15 protein-coding genes are annotated in these 17,970 nt (G+C 29.6%); 7 read left to right on the plus strand and 8 right to left on the minus strand.

Translation table 11 applies throughout. The features are described 5' to 3' along the window. The first annotated feature begins 13 nt into the window (after positions 1-13). The 4 genes from GQX97_RS11840 to GQX97_RS11855 all read left to right on the plus strand — a co-directional run bounded on the left by GQX97_RS11840 (position 14) and on the right by GQX97_RS11855 (position 3,517). Positions 14-1,183, plus strand: a complete 1,170-nt coding sequence (locus GQX97_RS11840; RefSeq protein WP_157152137.1) for an iron-containing alcohol dehydrogenase — start codon at positions 14-16, stop codon at positions 1,181-1,183. A 218-nt stretch (positions 1,184-1,401) separates the two neighbouring features. Then, positions 1,402-1,782 (plus strand): DNA primase, encoded by a 381-nt coding sequence (locus GQX97_RS11845; RefSeq protein ID WP_157152138.1) that lies wholly within the window; start codon positions 1,402-1,404, stop codon positions 1,780-1,782. Between the two features lie 63 nt (positions 1,783-1,845). Continuing rightward, positions 1,846-2,340, plus strand: coding sequence for a hypothetical protein (locus GQX97_RS11850; protein ID WP_157152139.1), 495 nt, complete (start codon positions 1,846-1,848; stop codon positions 2,338-2,340). Next, positions 2,333-3,517 carry a bifunctional ornithine acetyltransferase/N-acetylglutamate synthase gene (locus GQX97_RS11855; protein WP_157152140.1) on the plus strand — a complete coding sequence of 395 codons (1,185 nt, stop codon included), beginning with the start codon at positions 2,333-2,335 and terminating at the stop codon, positions 3,515-3,517. Before GQX97_RS11850 ends, GQX97_RS11855 begins: the two co-directional genes overlap by 8 nt. Here GQX97_RS11855 and GQX97_RS11860 read toward each other — a convergent pair. The 4 genes from GQX97_RS11860 to GQX97_RS11875 form a co-directional block, all read right to left on the minus strand. Beyond that, positions 3,514-5,859, minus strand: coding sequence for a transglycosylase domain-containing protein (locus GQX97_RS11860; RefSeq protein ID WP_157152141.1), 2,346 nt, complete (start codon positions 5,857-5,859; stop codon positions 3,514-3,516). The genes GQX97_RS11855 and GQX97_RS11860 overlap by 4 nt on opposite strands. Positions 5,860-6,049: 190 nt before the next feature. After that, a complete protein-coding gene (locus tag GQX97_RS11865) occupies positions 6,050-6,997 on the minus strand; it encodes a transketolase family protein (RefSeq protein WP_157152142.1) in 948 nt (315 codons plus the stop codon). Between the two features lie 21 nt (positions 6,998-7,018). After that, positions 7,019-7,825 (minus strand): transketolase, encoded by an 807-nt coding sequence (locus GQX97_RS11870; protein WP_157152143.1) that lies wholly within the window; start codon positions 7,823-7,825, stop codon positions 7,019-7,021. Between the two features lie 158 nt (positions 7,826-7,983). Continuing rightward, positions 7,984-9,615 (minus strand): Na+/H+ antiporter NhaC family protein, encoded by a 1,632-nt coding sequence (locus tag GQX97_RS11875; RefSeq protein WP_157152144.1) that lies wholly within the window; start codon positions 9,613-9,615, stop codon positions 7,984-7,986. A 378-nt stretch (positions 9,616-9,993) separates the two neighbouring features. Here GQX97_RS11875 and GQX97_RS11880 point away from each other — a divergent pair, with 378 nt between their 5' ends. Beyond that, positions 9,994-11,280 (plus strand): hypothetical protein, encoded by a 1,287-nt coding sequence (locus tag GQX97_RS11880; protein ID WP_157152145.1) that lies wholly within the window; start codon positions 9,994-9,996, stop codon positions 11,278-11,280. Here the strand turns inward: GQX97_RS11880 and GQX97_RS11885 are convergent. The 4 genes from GQX97_RS11885 to GQX97_RS11900 form a co-directional block, all read right to left on the minus strand. Continuing rightward, positions 11,277-12,812 carry an aryl-sulfate sulfotransferase gene (locus tag GQX97_RS11885; protein WP_157152146.1) on the minus strand — a complete coding sequence of 512 codons (1,536 nt, stop codon included), beginning with the start codon at positions 12,810-12,812 and terminating at the stop codon, positions 11,277-11,279. The two genes, GQX97_RS11880 and GQX97_RS11885, sit on opposite strands and share 4 nt — an antisense overlap. A 473-nt stretch (positions 12,813-13,285) precedes the next feature. Continuing rightward, positions 13,286-14,293 carry an ABC transporter substrate-binding protein gene (locus tag GQX97_RS11890; protein WP_157152147.1) on the minus strand — a complete coding sequence of 336 codons (1,008 nt, stop codon included), beginning with the start codon at positions 14,291-14,293 and terminating at the stop codon, positions 13,286-13,288. 699 nt (positions 14,294-14,992) lie between these two features. Continuing rightward, positions 14,993-15,976 (minus strand): MoxR family ATPase, encoded by a 984-nt coding sequence (locus GQX97_RS11895; RefSeq protein ID WP_157152148.1) that lies wholly within the window; start codon positions 15,974-15,976, stop codon positions 14,993-14,995. 12 nt (positions 15,977-15,988) lie between these two features. Further along, entirely contained in the window at positions 15,989-16,432 is a 444-nt protein-coding gene (locus GQX97_RS11900) for a BatD family protein (RefSeq protein WP_157152149.1), read from the minus strand. Between the two features lie 180 nt (positions 16,433-16,612). Between GQX97_RS11900 and fsa the strand changes: the two genes are divergently transcribed. Next, entirely contained in the window at positions 16,613-17,266 is a 654-nt protein-coding gene (fsa, locus tag GQX97_RS11905) for a fructose-6-phosphate aldolase (RefSeq protein WP_157152150.1), read from the plus strand. Between the two features lie 70 nt (positions 17,267-17,336). Continuing rightward, on the plus strand, positions 17,337-17,738 hold the full coding sequence (locus GQX97_RS11910) for a hypothetical protein (RefSeq protein ID WP_157152151.1): 402 nt from the start codon (positions 17,337-17,339) through the stop codon (positions 17,736-17,738). The last annotated feature ends 232 nt before the right edge of the window (positions 17,739-17,970 follow it).

Genomic DNA, 17,970 nt, shown 5'->3' on the forward strand with positions numbered 1-17,970 from the left:
TAGGAGATTAAACATGTCAAGATTTACAATTCCTAGAGATTTATACTATGGCGATAATGCTATGGAAGAATTAAAGAACTTAAAAGGTTACAAAAAAGCTATAATTGTTACAGGCGGTTCATCTATGAAAAGAGGTGGATTCCTTGATAAATGCGAGAAGATATTAAAAGATACTGGTTTAGAAGTTAAAATTTTTGACGGAGTTGAGCCAGATCCTTCTATAGAAACAGTTTATAAGGGTGCTGAGGCTATGAGAGCTTTTAATCCTGATGTAATAGTTGCATTAGGTGGCGGTTCTGCATTAGATGCTGCTAAAGCTATGTGGGTGTTCTATGAATATCCTGAGAAAAAATTCGATGATATTAAAACCCCTTTCACTATGCCTAAACTTAGAACTAAAGCTATTTTTGCTGCTATTCCTTCTACAAGTGGTACAGCTTCAGAAGTTACAGCTTTCTCAGTAATTACAGACTATTCTACAAACATTAAATATCCATTAGCAGACTTTGAAATTACTCCAGACATTGCTATACTTGATTATTCAATACCAATGACAATGCCTGAAACTGTTTCTGCTGATACTGGTATGGACGCTTTAACTCACTCTATAGAAGCTTATGTTGCAGGACTTAGAACTGACATAACTGATGCTTTAGCTATGAAAGCAATTGACATGATTGTTCATAATATAGAAAAAGCTGTTAAAGGCGATAAAGAAGGAAGGGCTAAATTACATGTTGCTCAATGTTTAGCTGGTATGTCTTTCTCTAATGCTTTACTTGGTATAGTACACAGTTTAGCTCATAAAACAGGTGCTGAGTTCCATATTACTCACGGCAGATGTAATGCTATACTTCTTCCTTATGTTATAGAATACAACTCAAAAGTTTGTGCTAACAGATTTGCTGATATAGCTAGAATGCTTAAACTTTCTGGAAACACTGATGCAGAGCTTACTGCTGCTTTAGTAAATAAAGTTAAAGAATTGAATGTTAAATTAGGCATTAAACAAACTTATAAAGACAATGGCGTAACTGAAGACCATTTCAAACAAAAATGCGATGATATAGCTAAGAATGCAGTTGCTGACCCTTGTACAGGTTCTAACCCTAGAGAAACTGATGTTGCTAATATGAAAAAAGTATTAGAATCAGCTTACTACGGAAATGCTGTTAACTTTTAATTAATATATTTAAATCATAGTTTTTCCCCGAGTATTATTTATATAATACTTGGGGTTTTTATATGATTAAAGAAATGTATTTTAAATTGTATTTTTAATATAAAATATAAATATAAAAAAAACTTTACATATAATGATATGCAATTTATAAAAAATGACTTGACAAAAAAAAGTATTGTATTATGATAGCGTTAAAATTACGATACAATGGAGTAAATATGGAAAAATTAGAATATTTTAGTTTTTTTAATATTATAGAAATGTTAAATGGATATTTTGCTAAATTTGATGATGATTTCGATGATGATGATTATGATGATTACGACGATGATGACGAAGATTATGATGATGAAGACGACTATGATGATGATGATTATGATGACGATTTCGATGATGATTTAGATGATGACTATGATGATGAAGATGACTATGATGATGATGATTATGATGACGATTTCGATGATGATGATTATGATGATGATTTAGATTTTGATGATGACTTTGATGATGATTTTGATAATGACTTCGATGATGATTTCGATGATGATTTTGACGATGACGAAGATTATGATGATGACGATTTTGATGACGAAGATTAATAATATATAAGCAATATTGATATTATAATAATATTAATATTGCTTCTAATCGTAGGTTTTGTAATGGCAGAAAGAAATAACAATAATAATAGATTTAAAAATAATTATAATAATTTTCACAATAAGAAAAAAAAAGATAATTCTTACAATAACAGAAAAAAAAATAATCATAATCAATATAGAAACAAAAAAACTATAGAAGAATATGAAAAGATATATCTTAGCAATAAGATGAAAGATAAATCAGAGAAGGCAATATGTCCTATATGTAATGAACCTATATATATACCAGAAGAAGCTATAACACATAATGCTACAAATAAACTAGCCCATTTTGAATGTATATTAAAAGAAATAAAAAGTAGTAATGAAGAAGAAATGGAAGAAAATGATAAAATAGTTTATTTAGGCTCTGGTACTTTTGGTATCATACAAGAGAGAAAGAATTCTAAAGGCACTAAACTTTTTGTAAGAAAGAGAATAAATTACGAAAACAGAAAAGTAAAAAAAGTAGAAGACGATTCTGATCCTGAAGAGGAGGATTTATTTAATGTATAATATGCCTAAGGGATTTTCTTCCGCGGCAATAAAAGCAGGGCTAAAAAATAATGATTATGATCTCGCAATAATAAAAAGTGAACTTCCAAGCACAGTGTCTGCATTATATACACAAAATAAATTACAAGCAGCTCCTATACAATTTTCTAAAAATAATGATAAAAACAAAATTGAATTATTAATAGTAAATAGTAAATCAGCTAATTCTCTTACTGGAAAAAAAGGCTATCAAGATGTATTAGATATAGCCAAACATTGTAGTAATATTTTTAAATGTAAAAAAGAAAACATGATGATGGCTTCCACTGGTATCATAGGAGTTCCTTTGGAAGTAGAAAAAATAAAAAATGCAATTACTAATGCAAAATTAAATACTGGTTTTGATGAAAACATCATAAAAGCAATTCAAACAAGAGATAGAATAGACAAAGTATATAAAACACAATTTCAAATAGAAGATAAAACAGCAAATTTTTTGGCAATAGCTAAGGGAAGCTCAATAGTTCACCCTAACATGGCTACTGTATTATTATTTATATTTACAGATTTAAATGTTGAAAAAAAAACTTTAAACAAAGCTTTTAAATATGCAGTGGAACATACATTAAATAGAATATCAATAGATGGAGAAACATCAACTAATGATATGGCTTTGATAATGGCAAATGGTGCATTAGAAAATAAACCCATTAATGAAAAAAACAAAAAACTATTTTTAGAGCTGCAGCAAAAATTAGAAGAGATATGTGCTGTTATATCTAAGATGATACTATTAGACGGTGAGGGAATGAGTAAAACTATTATGGTATCTGTAAAGAAAGCTAAAACTCAAAAAGATGCCTTTGAAATAGCAAGCAAAATATCAAAGTCTAATCTTGTTAAAATTTTATTTATATCAAATGAAATAGAACATCGTAAATTATTGTCAACCATAGGAAATATGAATGTTAATATAGATAAAATGTCTATCACAGTAGATGGTATCAGCATTTACAAAAACGGAAAAATAAATGAAAATCAAGATGAATTAAAAATATTAAATAATAGTTTAAATAAAGATAAAAATGAACATCATATTATATTAGATTGCGGATATAATACAAAGTTTGAAGACTATTATTATTTTACAGATATAAGTCAGGAATATATATCAATACATTCAAGTTATAATATTTAGCTTCTTATATTTCCAACAGTAGGGTCATATATCACTTCTTCTGGAAGAGTATAAATATTATTATTATTCTCTGTAGTATTTCTATTTTCATTTGTATAAGCATTATTTTCATCTAATGGAGCATAATAATAATCTTCTTCTTCTTCATCTGCCATATTAGTTATATCATTATTATTGTTTCTTCTAGTTGCACTTCTTATATGGTCAATATTACATTGAGTACTAAGGTCTATATTTCCACCAACGGTAAGAGGGGTTGTATTAATACAAGTATGATTTCTAGGCAAACCAGAATCCTGACAAATCTCTACAATAAATACATCTTCCGGCACCTTCCAATGAAACTCTCTTTTATCTAAAGGAGTAATTGCATCTAAATATTGAAATGTAGCCAAAGCCGTAGTAGCTCCTCCTGTAACATTATTAGGAAGAACGTCATTTCTATCGCTTCCAATCCAAGTAACAGTTACAATCTCATCATTATAGGCAACAAACCAGTTATCTCTATGCTCGCTTGTAGTACCTGTTTTAGCAGAATATGAAGGACTTTGAAAACCATATGTACTAGCACTTCTGTATGCTGTTCCTCCGGGAGCTATTACTTTTTGAAGAGTAGAGTTTAAAAAATAATATGATGCTTGTGAAGTTGAACTTATTTTTTTTGGAGTTCTATCTGCAAGAGCAGTTACGCTTAATTCATTTCCATCTATATCTATTACTTTATCCACTATATAGTTGTTGTATCTTGTGCCATTATTAGCAAGCCCGCCATAAGCAGTAGCCAAATCTAAAGGACTCATCTCTATAGTACCCAAACCAATAGATAATGCATTTGGTATATATGCATCATTTCCAAAAAACTCTCTGGAATGATCAACAAAATAAGTAAGACCAATATCATTTAATAATTTAACAGCAACAGTATTGATAGATTTTGTTAGAGCAGTTTCTAAAGTAATTTCGCCCATATATCTTCTATTAAAGTTTCTAGGGGAATATGCTGGCTTACCCGGTCCTTGAGGGTAGCTGTAATTGGTGTCAAGCATAGTAGAAAAAGGCTGAGCTCCACCTTCAAATGCATACAAATATATAAAAGGTTTTATTACACTTCCTATTTGTCTTCTTGCCTGCACTGCCCTATTAAACTGGTTTTGCAATGTGTACCCATCTCCTCCTATCATTACAAGTATGCCGCCTGTTTTAGGGTCTATGGAAACCATTGCACCTTGATAGCTTCTGTTGGAAGTAGATGCTTGAAGATTTCTTATCTTTTCTTTCATTACAGCATCTGCCACTCTATAATATCTTTCATTTATTGTTGTGTATATTTTAAGACCAGATAAAGCAAGTTCATCTTTATTAAAATAGTTTAATAATTCTTGTCTTACATATTCATTAGCATAGGGTGTTCTGTTTACAGTCATTTTCCACTGAGCACCTTTAACTTGTTTGCTAATGTTTGTATATTTTTGGTCAAATAGTTCTAATTCTGCATTTTTAGTGTTTTCATCTATAACTTTATTTTTAACGAGTCTTGATAAAATTTGTTCAACTTTTTTTCTGCTGTTGTCTGGATTATTTACTATAGAGTAGTATGTAGGGTTAGGAAGCATGCCAACCATTATAGCAAATTCTAATAATCTGCACTGCCTTAAAGGCTTCTGAAAATAATAATTAGCAGCCGCCTCAAAACCATAATTTCCATCACCCAAATAAACAGTATTAAAATACATAGCTAGTATTTCTTTTTTTGTATATTTAGCCTCTATCTCTCTTGCAGCAAACATTTCAAATAACTTTCTCTCTATGGTTCTCTCACTTTTTGTAAATAACAACTTTGCTAATTGCTGTGTGAGAGTAGAGCCTCCTCCTACTATCCTTCTTGTTAGAATAGTTTGTATTGCCAAATATGCAGACCTAAAATAGTTTATACCATTATGCGAATAGAATTTCTGATCTTCCATTAAAAGAAGTGTTTTTTCTAATAGAGGGTTAATATCATCAACATTTACAACCTCATAAGCAGGAGGCATATATTCCCCTATGAGTATATTGTTTTTATCATAAATCTTTGTAGGAGGTGAATCCCCAAAAGGGTTTAGAGGGTTAAAATATCTTATTCTCTTTTCATTTCCTCTTATTACTATTATATTGTAATATTCCTCAAGCATAGCCATACTTTGATCTCTTTTGGAAACCCAGTCTTTATATATATTTCCAACATAAAGACTAACTACTATTCCCCCAACTGCAGAGATTAAAAGCACAACAATAAACACACTTATTAAAAATTTTTTAAGTTTTGATTTTTTCTTTTTTACAGTTTTATCTTTAGTAACCATTATACACCAATTAACATAATATTTTTTAATATAATACTATGATATAATCAACTTTGCAAGTCAATATACATTAATTTTTTATATCTTATAAAAAACAAATCTTCAATATATATAGTAAAAAATATAAAAAAAGAGCATACATAATATTATTTATGATGCTCTTTAATATTTTATATAAAACTATCAATTATTATTTAATTACTTCTTTTACTTTACTTAAAACATTTTCTCCAGATACACCATATTTTACTTTTAATTCTGTAGATTTACCAGATTCAGTGAAAGTATCTCTGCATCCTACTATTTTTAAAGGAGCAACATCTTTATACTCAGCAAGCACCTCAGCTACAGCACTTCCTAAACCGCCTATAACACTATGATTCTCTAAAGTTACAACACATTTAACTTGTTTAGCATTTTCTACAATGTTTTTAGTATCCAAAGGTTTTAAAGAACGAACATGTATTAAACGATAAGTAATATTATTTTTTTCTAATAAATTAACAGCATCAACAGCCTGTTCAAAAGAAGAACCATCAAAAAATAATGCCACATCATCACCAGTTTTAGCTATTTCTTTATTTGTAATATCAAAATTAGCCTCTTCAGGAGAGTTATAAATAATAGGTACAGGCTCTCTTGATACTCTTATATAATAAAGCCCTTTGTTATTGAAAGCATAATTAATAGCAGATTTAACATCATTTTCATCAAGAGGAAGAAGCAGATTCATATTTGGTATACAACGTATTATAGCCATATCTTGTGTAGCTTGATGGCTTGCACCGTCAGGACCAGCATCTAAACCGGGGTGAGTAGCTATTATTTTAAGATTAGCTTTAGTATAAGCAGCTTGTCTAATTTGAGTCCATACAGTACCGCTTGCAAATATAGCGAAATTAACATATACAGGATACATTCCTTCTAATGCTAAACCAGTAGCAGCACTTAAAGAACTCTGCTCACCAATACCTAATTCCCAATAATTTTTTGGAAAAGTTTTAGTTACATCATAAGCAGATGTTGATGTACCTAAATCATTGTCTATTACTATTATCTGATTGTTTTTTTCTATTAAACTAGTTAAATGTTTACCTATTACCGCTCTAGGAGCAGAAGTTTTTTCTATGTTTATCATAAATATTAGTCCCCTTTTTTATTACATATCTAAATCTTTTTTTATTTGCTCAAAATCTTTATCACTTATAGTTAAAGAATGGCAATTAGGGTTATTTTCCAAGAAAGAAACACCTTTACCTTTTACTGTTTTCATTATAATAGCAACAGGTTTTCCGCTTAATTTATCTAATTTATCTAAGGCTTCAACAACTTCTTTCATATTGTTTCCATCTTTTACTGTTATAACATTCCAATTAAAACTAGTAAACTTATCTTCTAAAGAGCCTAAATTAATAACTTCATTAACAGGGTCATGTGAAGATAAGCCATTATTATCTATAATAGCTACTAAATTATCTAATTTAAAATGAGCAGCCTGCTGAACAGTCTCCCAAATCTGACCTTCATGAAGTTCAGCATCACCGCATAAAGCAAATATTTTTTTAGGGTTATTATTGAATTTTCTAGCATAAGCCATACCCATAGCAACAGCTAAACCCTGACCTAAAAGACCTGTATTCATCTCTGTTTCTGGTATCTTATTAACATCTGGGTGCCCTTGAAGATGGCTATTAATATGTTTTAATGTTTTTAGCTCTTCCATAGGTATAATTCCAAGATTAGCTAATATAGCGTATTGCATAACAACAACGTGACCTTTAGATAATACAAAACGAACCCTATTACTGTCTTTAAGATCAATATATTTGTCGTATACAGCAACAGCCATATCCATAGCAGATAAAGATCCGCCTATATGTGCAACCCCTTTTGCATCATATACCATTTGAAGAAAAATTTGTCTGCATTTTTTAGCTTTTTTTTCTAATTCTTCTATAGAACTCATTAAAAATCCTCCAATTTAATACTAAAATTGAATTATTAAAACTAAATGATTAGTTTATACTTCGAATTTAATTATATAGATTTATGAAAAAAATTCAATACACATATTTTATGATTATTTAATAAATTAATATCCAAATATCAAAATTAAATATATTATTATTTTTTCATATCAACAAATCTTTTTTCATAAAACTTAGGTGCCAATATTGCCATTATGCACATTATTACAAATCCTGTTAATAAAGCTATTAAAGGATTTAAAGTAATACCTCCAACTATAATACCTACAAATGAAGCAATAGCTACCAAACTTGCATAAGGAAGCTGTGTGCTAACGTGCTCAAGTAAAGGACAGTTACTTCCAGTAGAAGAAAGTATAGTAGTATCAGATATAGGAGAACAATGGTCGCCAAATACCGCACCAGATACCAAAGAACCTACACTAATAAGAAGTACATTCAAAAGCTGATCACCTGTATAACCATTAGCATTAGCAAGACCTGTAGCAATAGGTATTACTATAGGAATAAGTATAGCAAAAGTACCCCAGCTTGTTCCAGTAGAGAAGGCTATAACACAACCAAGCAAATAACCAATAGCAGGAAGTATCCAAAGAGGGAAACCGCCTCCTTTAACAACCTCTGATAGGAAAGAAGCTAAACCTAAACCGCCCTCTTCAGGTGATGATTTTATAACATTACCAATAGTCCAAGCTAAAGCTAATACCACCAAAGCAGGTACCATAGATTTTATACCTTCCATTATGGCATTGCCAGCAGAGCGAACAGTTAAAAGTCTTCTTGCCACATAATAAATATACATTATCATAAGAGAAATAACTGCACCATAAAATAAAGCCTTAGAAGCATCTGTTTGTATAAAAGCATTTGTAACAGTTGTGCTGCTGAAAGCCTGAGATAAAGTCTCTATACCGTCAGAGCCAACTAATCCCATGTATGTAGTAATAGGGAACATTGCTATACAAGCCAATATTAATACTACTATTGCTATAACCATGTCATACCATTTAGCACTGTCTCCAGATATAGTCTCTAAATTACCCGGACAAGCACCGTATAAATCTTCATTAAATAATTTGCCGTTAGCCGCATCATCTTCACTTCTTTTCATAGGTCCGAAATCTTTAAAAAATAAAGAAATTAATACTACAAAAGCCAAAGCTAAAAGCGGATAAACTGAATATGGTATCATCTTTATAAAGAATATAAACTCACTCATATTCAAAGATTCAAACCCTTCAGAATCTCTAATATAACTCATAACCGTTACAACCCAAGTAGATATAGGTGCAAGTATACAAACAGGAGCAGCAGTAGAATCTAATATATAAGCAAGTTTAGCCCTAGAAATCTTTTTTTCATCAAAAGCAGGACGCATTACAGTACCCACAGAAAGACTATTAAAATAATCATCTATAAATATAATAAGTCCAAAAAACCAAGTAAATATTAATACACTCTTTTTAGTTTTAAGGTATTTGCTAGCCCATAAACCAAAAGCCTTAGTGGCACCTGTTTTTGAAAGCATGCTGACAAATGCCCCAAGCAAAGCACAAAATAAAAGTATTCTCACATTCCAAGAATCTCCAGTCATAGCAGCAACTTTATCTGTAAATATAGTAATAGCAGTAAATATGTTGCCATGTGCGAGTATTAAAGTACCAGAAAGTATACCAACTGTTAAAGAGATTATTACCTCTTTAGTAAGAAGTGCAAGTATTATAGCCAAAAGCGGCGGTATAATACCGAATAAACCGTAATGTTCCATTTTTCAGTAACTCCTATTTTTTATGTATGTATTATATTCAAATAAAAAAGCCCCCTATATTTAAGGGAGCTCTTAAATTGCTAAACTATATAATTAATGAATAAATAATTTAACACTCCCAAACGATAAGAGGTTTATTTTGTTTCTTAAATTTATTCATTATTTTCCTACTTTCTTTTTATAGTAACTGATTCTACTACAAAATATTAACTTTGTCAACATACAAATAATATAATAGTAGCTGCTTTTTAAATATATATTTAAATTATTTTAAATACAATTTTATAGCTACATAATAAAACAAGTACAAAATGTATATTGATATATTAATAAAAAATGTTATTATATATGATATTATAATATATACTTTAAATTGTTATGAATATTGAGTTTCTACTTAGTGCTAAATTTAATAGGGCTCTTCCTACAAAAGATAGACTATTTAAATCAATAGTATCATCTCTAAACGAAGTAAATATTAACCCGCTTGTTATGCTTTCAGAATATTCTATCTTAGATGAAGATAAATCAAGCACATTAATATATTCATTTCATCCAGCTTCTGACCCTGTGTATTTTGAATATAAAGAAGGCACACTATATGTAACTATTAATAGCGGTACTTTTGGTGCTGGGTATCATAGATTTATAATTTCTGTACTCGATAGAATTTCTAGAAGATTAGATATTGTTTTTGAAGAAGATGAAACATATAAAGACCATAGCGGTTATTTTGAAGAAAGAGATTTTGATAAATTAAAAACATTTTTTACTTTGGCATTAAATGAATATTCAGAGAGTTTGCTTGCTAATGAAGAGTTTACAAACTTTATGATATCTATGCCTTATGATTATCCTATGATAGAAAAAGAATATTATGCACTTTCTCCTTTGGGATATTGGGGTAAGTCTTGGTTTCATAATTTGGTTGATGCTCCTTTAGAAGATAAATATAATTTTGCAAGAGAGTTTTTTATTTGGAATGATGAAGAGATTAATGCTGACTTTTGGTTTAAGAGTTTAAATAGCATTATATGGCTTTATTTCCCTTTTAGAGAGATTATAGATGATAAAGAGAGAGATACATACAAAAAAATAATTTACTCTTTTCAAGAAGCATATAAAAAAGATAAAACATTGCCGTATCCTTGGCAGATACTTGCTGATATAGCGTATTATTTGGACGATGATAATTTAGCAAAATTTATAGAAACTAATAAACAAAATAATATTCAAATGGTTAATACTGATATTGGATTTAGAAAAGAATATGCAAGATACTCTATTGCGGGCGGGTTTAATATTTCTCTTCCTATGAGTTTTAATATTTACAGAGATGATAAAACCTTAGTAGAGTTTAAAAACATACATACATACATTGCAATGCAGGTATATTCTTTTGCAAACGATGAAATTGACGCTATAATGGAATATGTTATAAAACAAATGGACGTCACAAAAGAAGAGAAAGGCGACCTTACAGATATAAAAATAAAAGATATAAAATCTGCTGTATACAAAAAATCTATGGGTAATGATGATTATGTATTTACTGTAGTAGCTGTTTCAAAAAAGCTAGCACTTCTTGCATGGTTTACATACAATGGAAAAGAAAATGAAGAATTATGCATAGAGGCTATAAAGTCTATAAGTATATATAATTAATTCTTTAGATTGGCGTCTTCGCAGTACTCTCTTCCAGATTCATAATATAAAGGCAATTTGTCTGCTCTATAATATAATTCAGACTTCGGCATATCAAACTTAGCTTTAAATAAAACTTCTTTAGTTTGTTTATCTACTTCTAATACAGTTCTTATAGTACCATAGGTTAAAAGTAAATTGTTTCCTACAATATCAGCATCCGAAGTAATTCTCGAATAAAGTGAAGCATCTCTAAACTCATCTGTTTTTATTGCTGTATAAGAACCATGCTCTCCTGTAATACTATATTCTACATACCTTGAGCCTTTAGAGTTTCTGTTGGCATCTCCCTGATTATCAAGCATTCCTAAATTACCATTTGGAAAAAGTATTAATGCATGCTGATTTTTCGGTCCGTCTGTGAGTGCATCTCCTTTTACCCTATATGCATCCAATGAAGGCAAATCTCCAAAGTTATCTTTATAAGGAATCTGACCATATGCATTTCCTGTTCTTGTGTTTAAGGTTTCATCTGCAAACCACCATATAAGTTTCCAATCGCTATAATCAATTGCAAATACTCCTAAATTCCTTGAAGATATATAAAGTATATCAGTCTCTTTATCATAAACAAGTGAATTAGCATGAAACCAATCTATAGATTTTTGTTTGCCGTTTTCATCTACAAATATATTATCTTTATCAAATACTATTCTGTTTAATATTCTTATTTCATTTTTATCATTATTAGGAAGAACTATATCTCTTATAATAGAAGCAAAACCCATCTTCCTAACTATATTTCCAGAAGAATCAATCTCTGTAATCTCATCATCGCCCCCCCATTTGCTTGCAGATAAATAAATATAATTATCATCTTTTTTTATTGTGTCATGATGAGAATTGCTCGGATATTTTACAAGCTCTTTCCCAAGCATATTATAAATTTTTCCTTCATACATAGGATATATTAAAAACTTATTGCCATCTATATCTATCTTTGAAGCAGTAACACCTTTAATAAAATATCGCACATAACCATTTTTTGATATTCCTATAGTAGCAGTAGGATACCAGCCATTAAAATACTGAATAAAATATAACTCAGGATTGTTTCCGTCATCGTTTGTAAGTTTATTAATATCTACAGTATATTTTGAATCAATGTAAACCTTATCATGATAAATCTTTTTTATATAATGATTTTCTATAATCTCTCTTCCTGCATCATTTATAATGATTGTGTTTGTAGCTTCTGGGAAAAGACCATGTATTTCAAACTCTTTGCCGTAATTAGCAGGATAGGTGTGAATTATATCAGGTTCATTGTATAGCCCTTTAACAGTTACGGTTATTGGGTAATTGTTTGTATTGCTTATAACATAAGAGGCAGATAATGGAGCTATATCATATGGGTTTAATATTATAGTACCTAACGGAGTGAGTTTGTTTGGGTCAATGATATTTTCTTCTGGATTTTTTTCATTCTCTTTTGCATTACAATTTATTATAAAGAAAAAACTAAATAAAAAAGTTAATATAATTTTTTTCATGAGCAGCACCTAAATATAATATATATATTATATACTAAAAAATTATAAGTTTGTCAATTTTTTGTTGTTCTTTTTCCCGCGTACGAGCTGTACCACCTTGCCACACTACTCGCCTAGCTGTGCACTCCCTACGGTCGGGGGCTTGCTGCACGGTAATGCTATGCTTTAATTATAACTTCTTAGTCATGCGGGGGAGTGCCTTTTAATGTAAAATTAAATTATAAAATTTATAATAAAAATGCAGTTCTTTTGGTTCTTTGCGACACGCCACAATGGCACTTCCTTCGGTCGCCGGCACTCCCTTCGGTCGCAAAAGAAGTGGGGTGCAGGGGCTAGTCCCCGAAAACAATAAAAAACTACCAAATTTTAAGTATATAATAAATATATAATTTTATAACATATCTCATATTAAAAAAGCGATGCATATTTAAACACATCGCTAATAAAAATATATTTCATAAAATAATAAAAAATTATTTCAACAATACATTATTTATCATATATCTAATTTGTACATAATTATTAATATCCACAGGACTACTTATAACTCTAGAGTTTAAAAATATTTGCTGCTGAGCTTCATACCATTTAATAGCTGTTCCATCTGTATAAGCACTTTTTACATCAGAGCCATCAAGCCATATAGCAGTTTCCTTCTCTAAAACAACAGACTCAACAGGTGTTCCATTTAATTTAGCAACTATCTGAACAGTTTCATCCATATTATTTGCTCTATAATCCATAGCCTTTAATATAGCCATTGAAAATCTATTAACTATATCTTCATTTTTATTCTGATAATCAGGAGTTACTATCCAACTGCTTGGAAATACTGCTTCATCTAAATAATTAGTAATAGAAGCTAGTACAGTAACTTCATGTCCAAGAAGTGTAGATATTTCAAAAGTATAAGGTGCCCATATAGAAACAGCATCAACATTTTTAAGTACCATAGCAGATACTATTTCATTAACATTCATATTAATAATATTAACATCATCTTTTGTAAGTCCAACTTTTCTCAAAGCAATATCCAAAAGTATATCACCAGAAGTTCCAAGCTGAGTACCTATAGTTTTACCTTTTAAATCAGTGATATTATTAACTCTAGCCCATTCGCCTACAATAATTTGTTCAGACTTGCTCAAACCATTAGGAAATAATATATTAACTTTACCTTGTATAGCTAATGAATGAGCACCATGTCCTATATATGCAAATTGTATATCACCAGCAAGCATAGAATCAACTTCAGAAGGACCATTCAAAAATTTAACTAATTCCACATCTAAATTCTCTTCTTCGAAAAAACCTTTTTCTTTTGCTATAGCAGCAGCCGAAGTACCAGAAAAATCTGCCAAATAACCAACTCTTATTTTATCAGCTTCTTTATCATCATTTTTACTACAGCCCACAAAACAAGACAAAATTAAAAACAATAAAACTGTAAACATAGAAGAAAGACATATATTTTTTTTCATTTGCTTCTCCTTAAATAATATAAAAATAACATTAAAAAATACTTTTTCATATTAAATTATAAACTATTTTGTAGAATTATAAATTACTTTTTTATATTAAATTATGTATTATTTAGGATTTAAAAAAGTGAAAATAATTTAATTTTATAGATTTGAAATATGAATTAAATATAAAATAATACCTATATTTTTTGTTGTTCTTTTTCCCGCGTACGAGCTGTACCAGCTTGCCGCACGGTAATGCTATGCTTTAATTATAACTTCTTAGTCGTGCGGGGGAGTGCCTTTTAATGTAAAATTAAATTATAAAATTTATAATAAAAATGCAGTTCTTTTGCTTCTTTGGACACAAAAAGAAGTGGGGTGCTACCCTACGGGCACGCTTTGCAGGGGTGCAAAGCCATGCAAATAACTAAAATAAAAAAGTTAAAAAATTTTAGAATATATTAAAATAATAATATTAATTTTTTCTTGTTATTTTTCCTGCAGCTCGCACCCATACCTAAAGGTACTTCCTATGGTCGCCTTTAAGGACTCCCTTCGGTCGCACCCACAGGCACTCCCTTCGGTCGCGGTGCGGACTTCGTCAAAGAACCAAAAAGTGCAAATGATCTAGCTTTATACATTTGAAATATAAATTAGTAAGATATTACATCTATTATTTAGAAAAAATTCAGTACTTAATAAATACTATAGTTTTTAAGGCACATTGATGTTTGAAAGAAGGTCTTCTATAATCATATCGCTGCTTACATTCTCAGCTTGTGCCTCATAACTTACACTAATTCTATGTCTTAAAACCTCATAAGCAACCGCCCTAATATCTTCCGGTATCACAAAGCCTCTGCCGTTCATCATAGCATTAGCCTTAGCTGCCTTTGTAAGATATATACCAGCCCTCGGAGAAGCTCCATAATCAATATACTCCTCTTTAAGTTTATACTCTATTGGGTTTCTTGTTGCATCTATTATATTAACTATATAGTCTAATAACTTATCTTCTATATATATTTGTTTAGCTAATATTCTTAATTTGTTTATAGTTTCTATTGTTGTGATAGGTTGTACTTCCTCTGGTTTTGAAGAAGACATATTTTTTATTATAGTTTTCTCTTCGCTTTTTAGAGGATATTTAACAATTACCTTTAACATAAATCTATCAACCTGTGCTTCTGGTAAAGGATAAGTACCTTCTTGCTCTATTGGGTTTTGAGTAGCTAATACTAAAAACACTTCTGGAAGCTTATATGTTTTATCGCCTATTGTGACTTGATGTTCTTCCATAGCTTCAAGCAAAGCAGATTGAACTTTAGCAGGTGAACGGTTTATCTCGTCTGCAAGTATGATGTTTGAAAATATTGGACCTTGCTTTGGCAAAAAAACTGAATTTTTAATATCGTATATTTCTGTACCAATAATATCTGCAGGAAGCAAATCCGGTGTAAACTGTATTCTTTTAAAAGTAGCATCTATTGTAGAAGCTAAAGTTTTTACTGTAAGTGTTTTTGCAAGTCCCGGTACTCCTTCAAGCAATACATGCCCGTCACATATTATACCAAGCAAAAGTTTATCTATCATGTTCTCTTGCCCAACTATAACTTTTTTAATTTCATCTTTTACTGCATTCACAACATCTAGTGCCGCATTAGCTGCCTCAGAAATAGCCTGTAAATCCTTAGTCATAAACTCTCCATTTTAATTTTTATGCTGTTTTTTTATAAATTTATATAATAAGTATACTATAAGAACTATAAGTACCCACTGCCCTATCATTATAATTAAAAATGAATTGCCAAACACTCTAATGTTGTATTCACTCAAAGGCTCTTCATTTGGTATTAAATTATTACCCCTCTCAATCTCATAATAACGAGCTTCTAATTCTGGTATTTTTAATTTGCCTTTATTAATAGGCTTTAATGTATATATTATTTTGTATATAGTTTTTACATCAGAGTTTTCTTTATCTATAGTTTCGCTTTCTATTTTTTTGTTTATTATCTCAAAATCACTTATAGAGTTTTCATCTAAACCCTCTACCTTAAAACTATTAGCATCTCCTGTAAAAGTTAAAGTATATTTTATATTCTGCCATTTATATATACTTTTTTTATTTACATTACCTTCAACAGAAACCATTGAAAAAACTGCACTATTAATAATTATTATAAGCAAAATAATATAATATCTCATAGCTTTTTAGATTATAATAAAAAACAAAAAAGTCAACATCATTAAATATATTATATAATAAATTGAAATTAAATAAAATTAAATATATAATTAATACTATAAAAATATATTTATAGGAGTATTGTAATGAAATTTTTTATAGACACAGCTAATGTTGATGAAATTAGAAAGGCTAATGATATGGGTGTTATATGCGGAGTTACCACAAACCCATCATTAATAGCAAAAGAGGGAAGAGATTTTAAAAAAACAATAGAAGAAATTACTACAATAGTTGATGGACCTATTTCAGGAGAGGTAAAAGCTACTACTGTAAAAGCAGAAGATATGATAGTTGAAGCAAGAGAGATAGCTAAAATACATAAAAACATGGTAGTAAAAATCCCTATGACTGTAGAAGGATTAAAAGCTGTAAAAGTATTATCTAAAGAAGGAATAAAAACTAATGTTACTTTAATATTTTCTGCTAATCAGGCATTACTTGCTGCAAGAGCAGGAGCTACTTATGTTTCACCTTTCTTAGGAAGACTTGACGACATATCTACTGATGGACTTGAACTTATTAGAACAATATCTGATATTTTTGCTACTCATGCAATAGAAACAGAAATAATTTCAGCAAGTGTTCGCCACCCTATACATGTTACAGAATGTGCTTTGGCTGGTGCTGATATTGCTACTGTACCTTATAATGTAATTGAACAAATGACTAAACACCCTCTTACTGATCAAGGTATAGAAAAATTCAAAAAAGATTATGAAGCTGTTTTTGGTAAATAATTTATAATTGATGTTCACATTAGCTTTGCATTAATAATATATATGCAAAGCTAATTTTTTATTATAATTTATGAAAGAAAATATAAAAAAACTTATAAGCCTAATACCATTATTTATTATTATCATTCTATTTCTATGGTACAAAACACCAATCAACGGCATAAATTGCTACCCTCAAAGTGTAGAAAAAATTACTGTAGAATACGAAAATAAAATACTAAACATTACAAACACAAACGATATAGATTTTATTATAAAAAGTTTCAATAGCATATCTCTAAATAAAATAATACCCATAATGAAAAAAAATATAAACGGCTATAAAATAAATATAGTAAGCACAAATAAAAATATACCAAATGACATTATAATATATTCAAAAGACACAGCATCAATTGGATATTTTTATTATACAGATAAGAACACAATGCTTCCATATGATTATATAAAGAATATATTTTCTAATAAATAAAATATATATTTACTAAAATAATTATATTTTGTCAATTTTTATTTTTTATAAATATATTATCAACTTTTTCCCGCCTTCGCTGTGCGGACTTCGTCAAAGTTGCAAAAAGTGCAAGTACTATAGCTAATATCTTGGGAATATATAATAAGATAATACCGTACTTACTCTGTAAAAGAAGTTGGAATGTTGCGAAGAACGCACAGCGGTGTGCAAAGTAACTACAAATAAAAAA

Origin of the sequence: Brachyspira sp. SAP_772 (genome assembly GCF_009755885.1) — a bacterium.
Classification (GTDB): Bacteria; Spirochaetota; Brachyspiria; order Brachyspirales; family Brachyspiraceae; genus Brachyspira.

Excerpts from the sequence above, each read along its gene's own strand:
- GQX97_RS11840 (WP_157152137.1), top strand. The coding sequence starts at position 14 with ATGTCAAGATTTACAATTCCTAGAGATTTATACTATGGCGATAATGCT.
- GQX97_RS11845 (WP_157152138.1), top strand. The coding sequence starts at position 1,402 with ATGGAAAAATTAGAATATTTTAGTTTTTTTAATATTATAGAAATGTTA.
- GQX97_RS11850 (WP_157152139.1), top strand. The coding sequence starts at position 1,846 with ATGGCAGAAAGAAATAACAATAATAATAGATTTAAAAATAATTATAAT.
- GQX97_RS11855 (WP_157152140.1), top strand. The coding sequence starts at position 2,333 with ATGTATAATATGCCTAAGGGATTTTCTTCCGCGGCAATAAAAGCAGGG.
- GQX97_RS11860 (WP_157152141.1), bottom strand. The coding sequence starts at position 5,859 with ATGGTTACTAAAGATAAAACTGTAAAAAAGAAAAAATCAAAACTTAAA.
- GQX97_RS11865 (WP_157152142.1), bottom strand. The coding sequence starts at position 6,997 with ATGATAAACATAGAAAAAACTTCTGCTCCTAGAGCGGTAATAGGTAAA.
- GQX97_RS11870 (WP_157152143.1), bottom strand. The coding sequence starts at position 7,825 with ATGAGTTCTATAGAAGAATTAGAAAAAAAAGCTAAAAAATGCAGACAA.
- GQX97_RS11875 (WP_157152144.1), bottom strand. The coding sequence starts at position 9,615 with ATGGAACATTACGGTTTATTCGGTATTATACCGCCGCTTTTGGCTATA.
- GQX97_RS11880 (WP_157152145.1), top strand. The coding sequence starts at position 9,994 with ATGAATATTGAGTTTCTACTTAGTGCTAAATTTAATAGGGCTCTTCCT.
- GQX97_RS11885 (WP_157152146.1), bottom strand. The coding sequence starts at position 12,812 with ATGAAAAAAATTATATTAACTTTTTTATTTAGTTTTTTCTTTATAATA.
- GQX97_RS11890 (WP_157152147.1), bottom strand. The coding sequence starts at position 14,293 with ATGAAAAAAAATATATGTCTTTCTTCTATGTTTACAGTTTTATTGTTT.
- GQX97_RS11895 (WP_157152148.1), bottom strand. The coding sequence starts at position 15,976 with ATGACTAAGGATTTACAGGCTATTTCTGAGGCAGCTAATGCGGCACTA.
- GQX97_RS11900 (WP_157152149.1), bottom strand. The coding sequence starts at position 16,432 with ATGGTTTCTGTTGAAGGTAATGTAAATAAAAAAAGTATATATAAATGG.
- fsa (WP_157152150.1), top strand. The coding sequence starts at position 16,613 with ATGAAATTTTTTATAGACACAGCTAATGTTGATGAAATTAGAAAGGCT.
- GQX97_RS11910 (WP_157152151.1), top strand. The coding sequence starts at position 17,337 with ATGAAAGAAAATATAAAAAAACTTATAAGCCTAATACCATTATTTATT.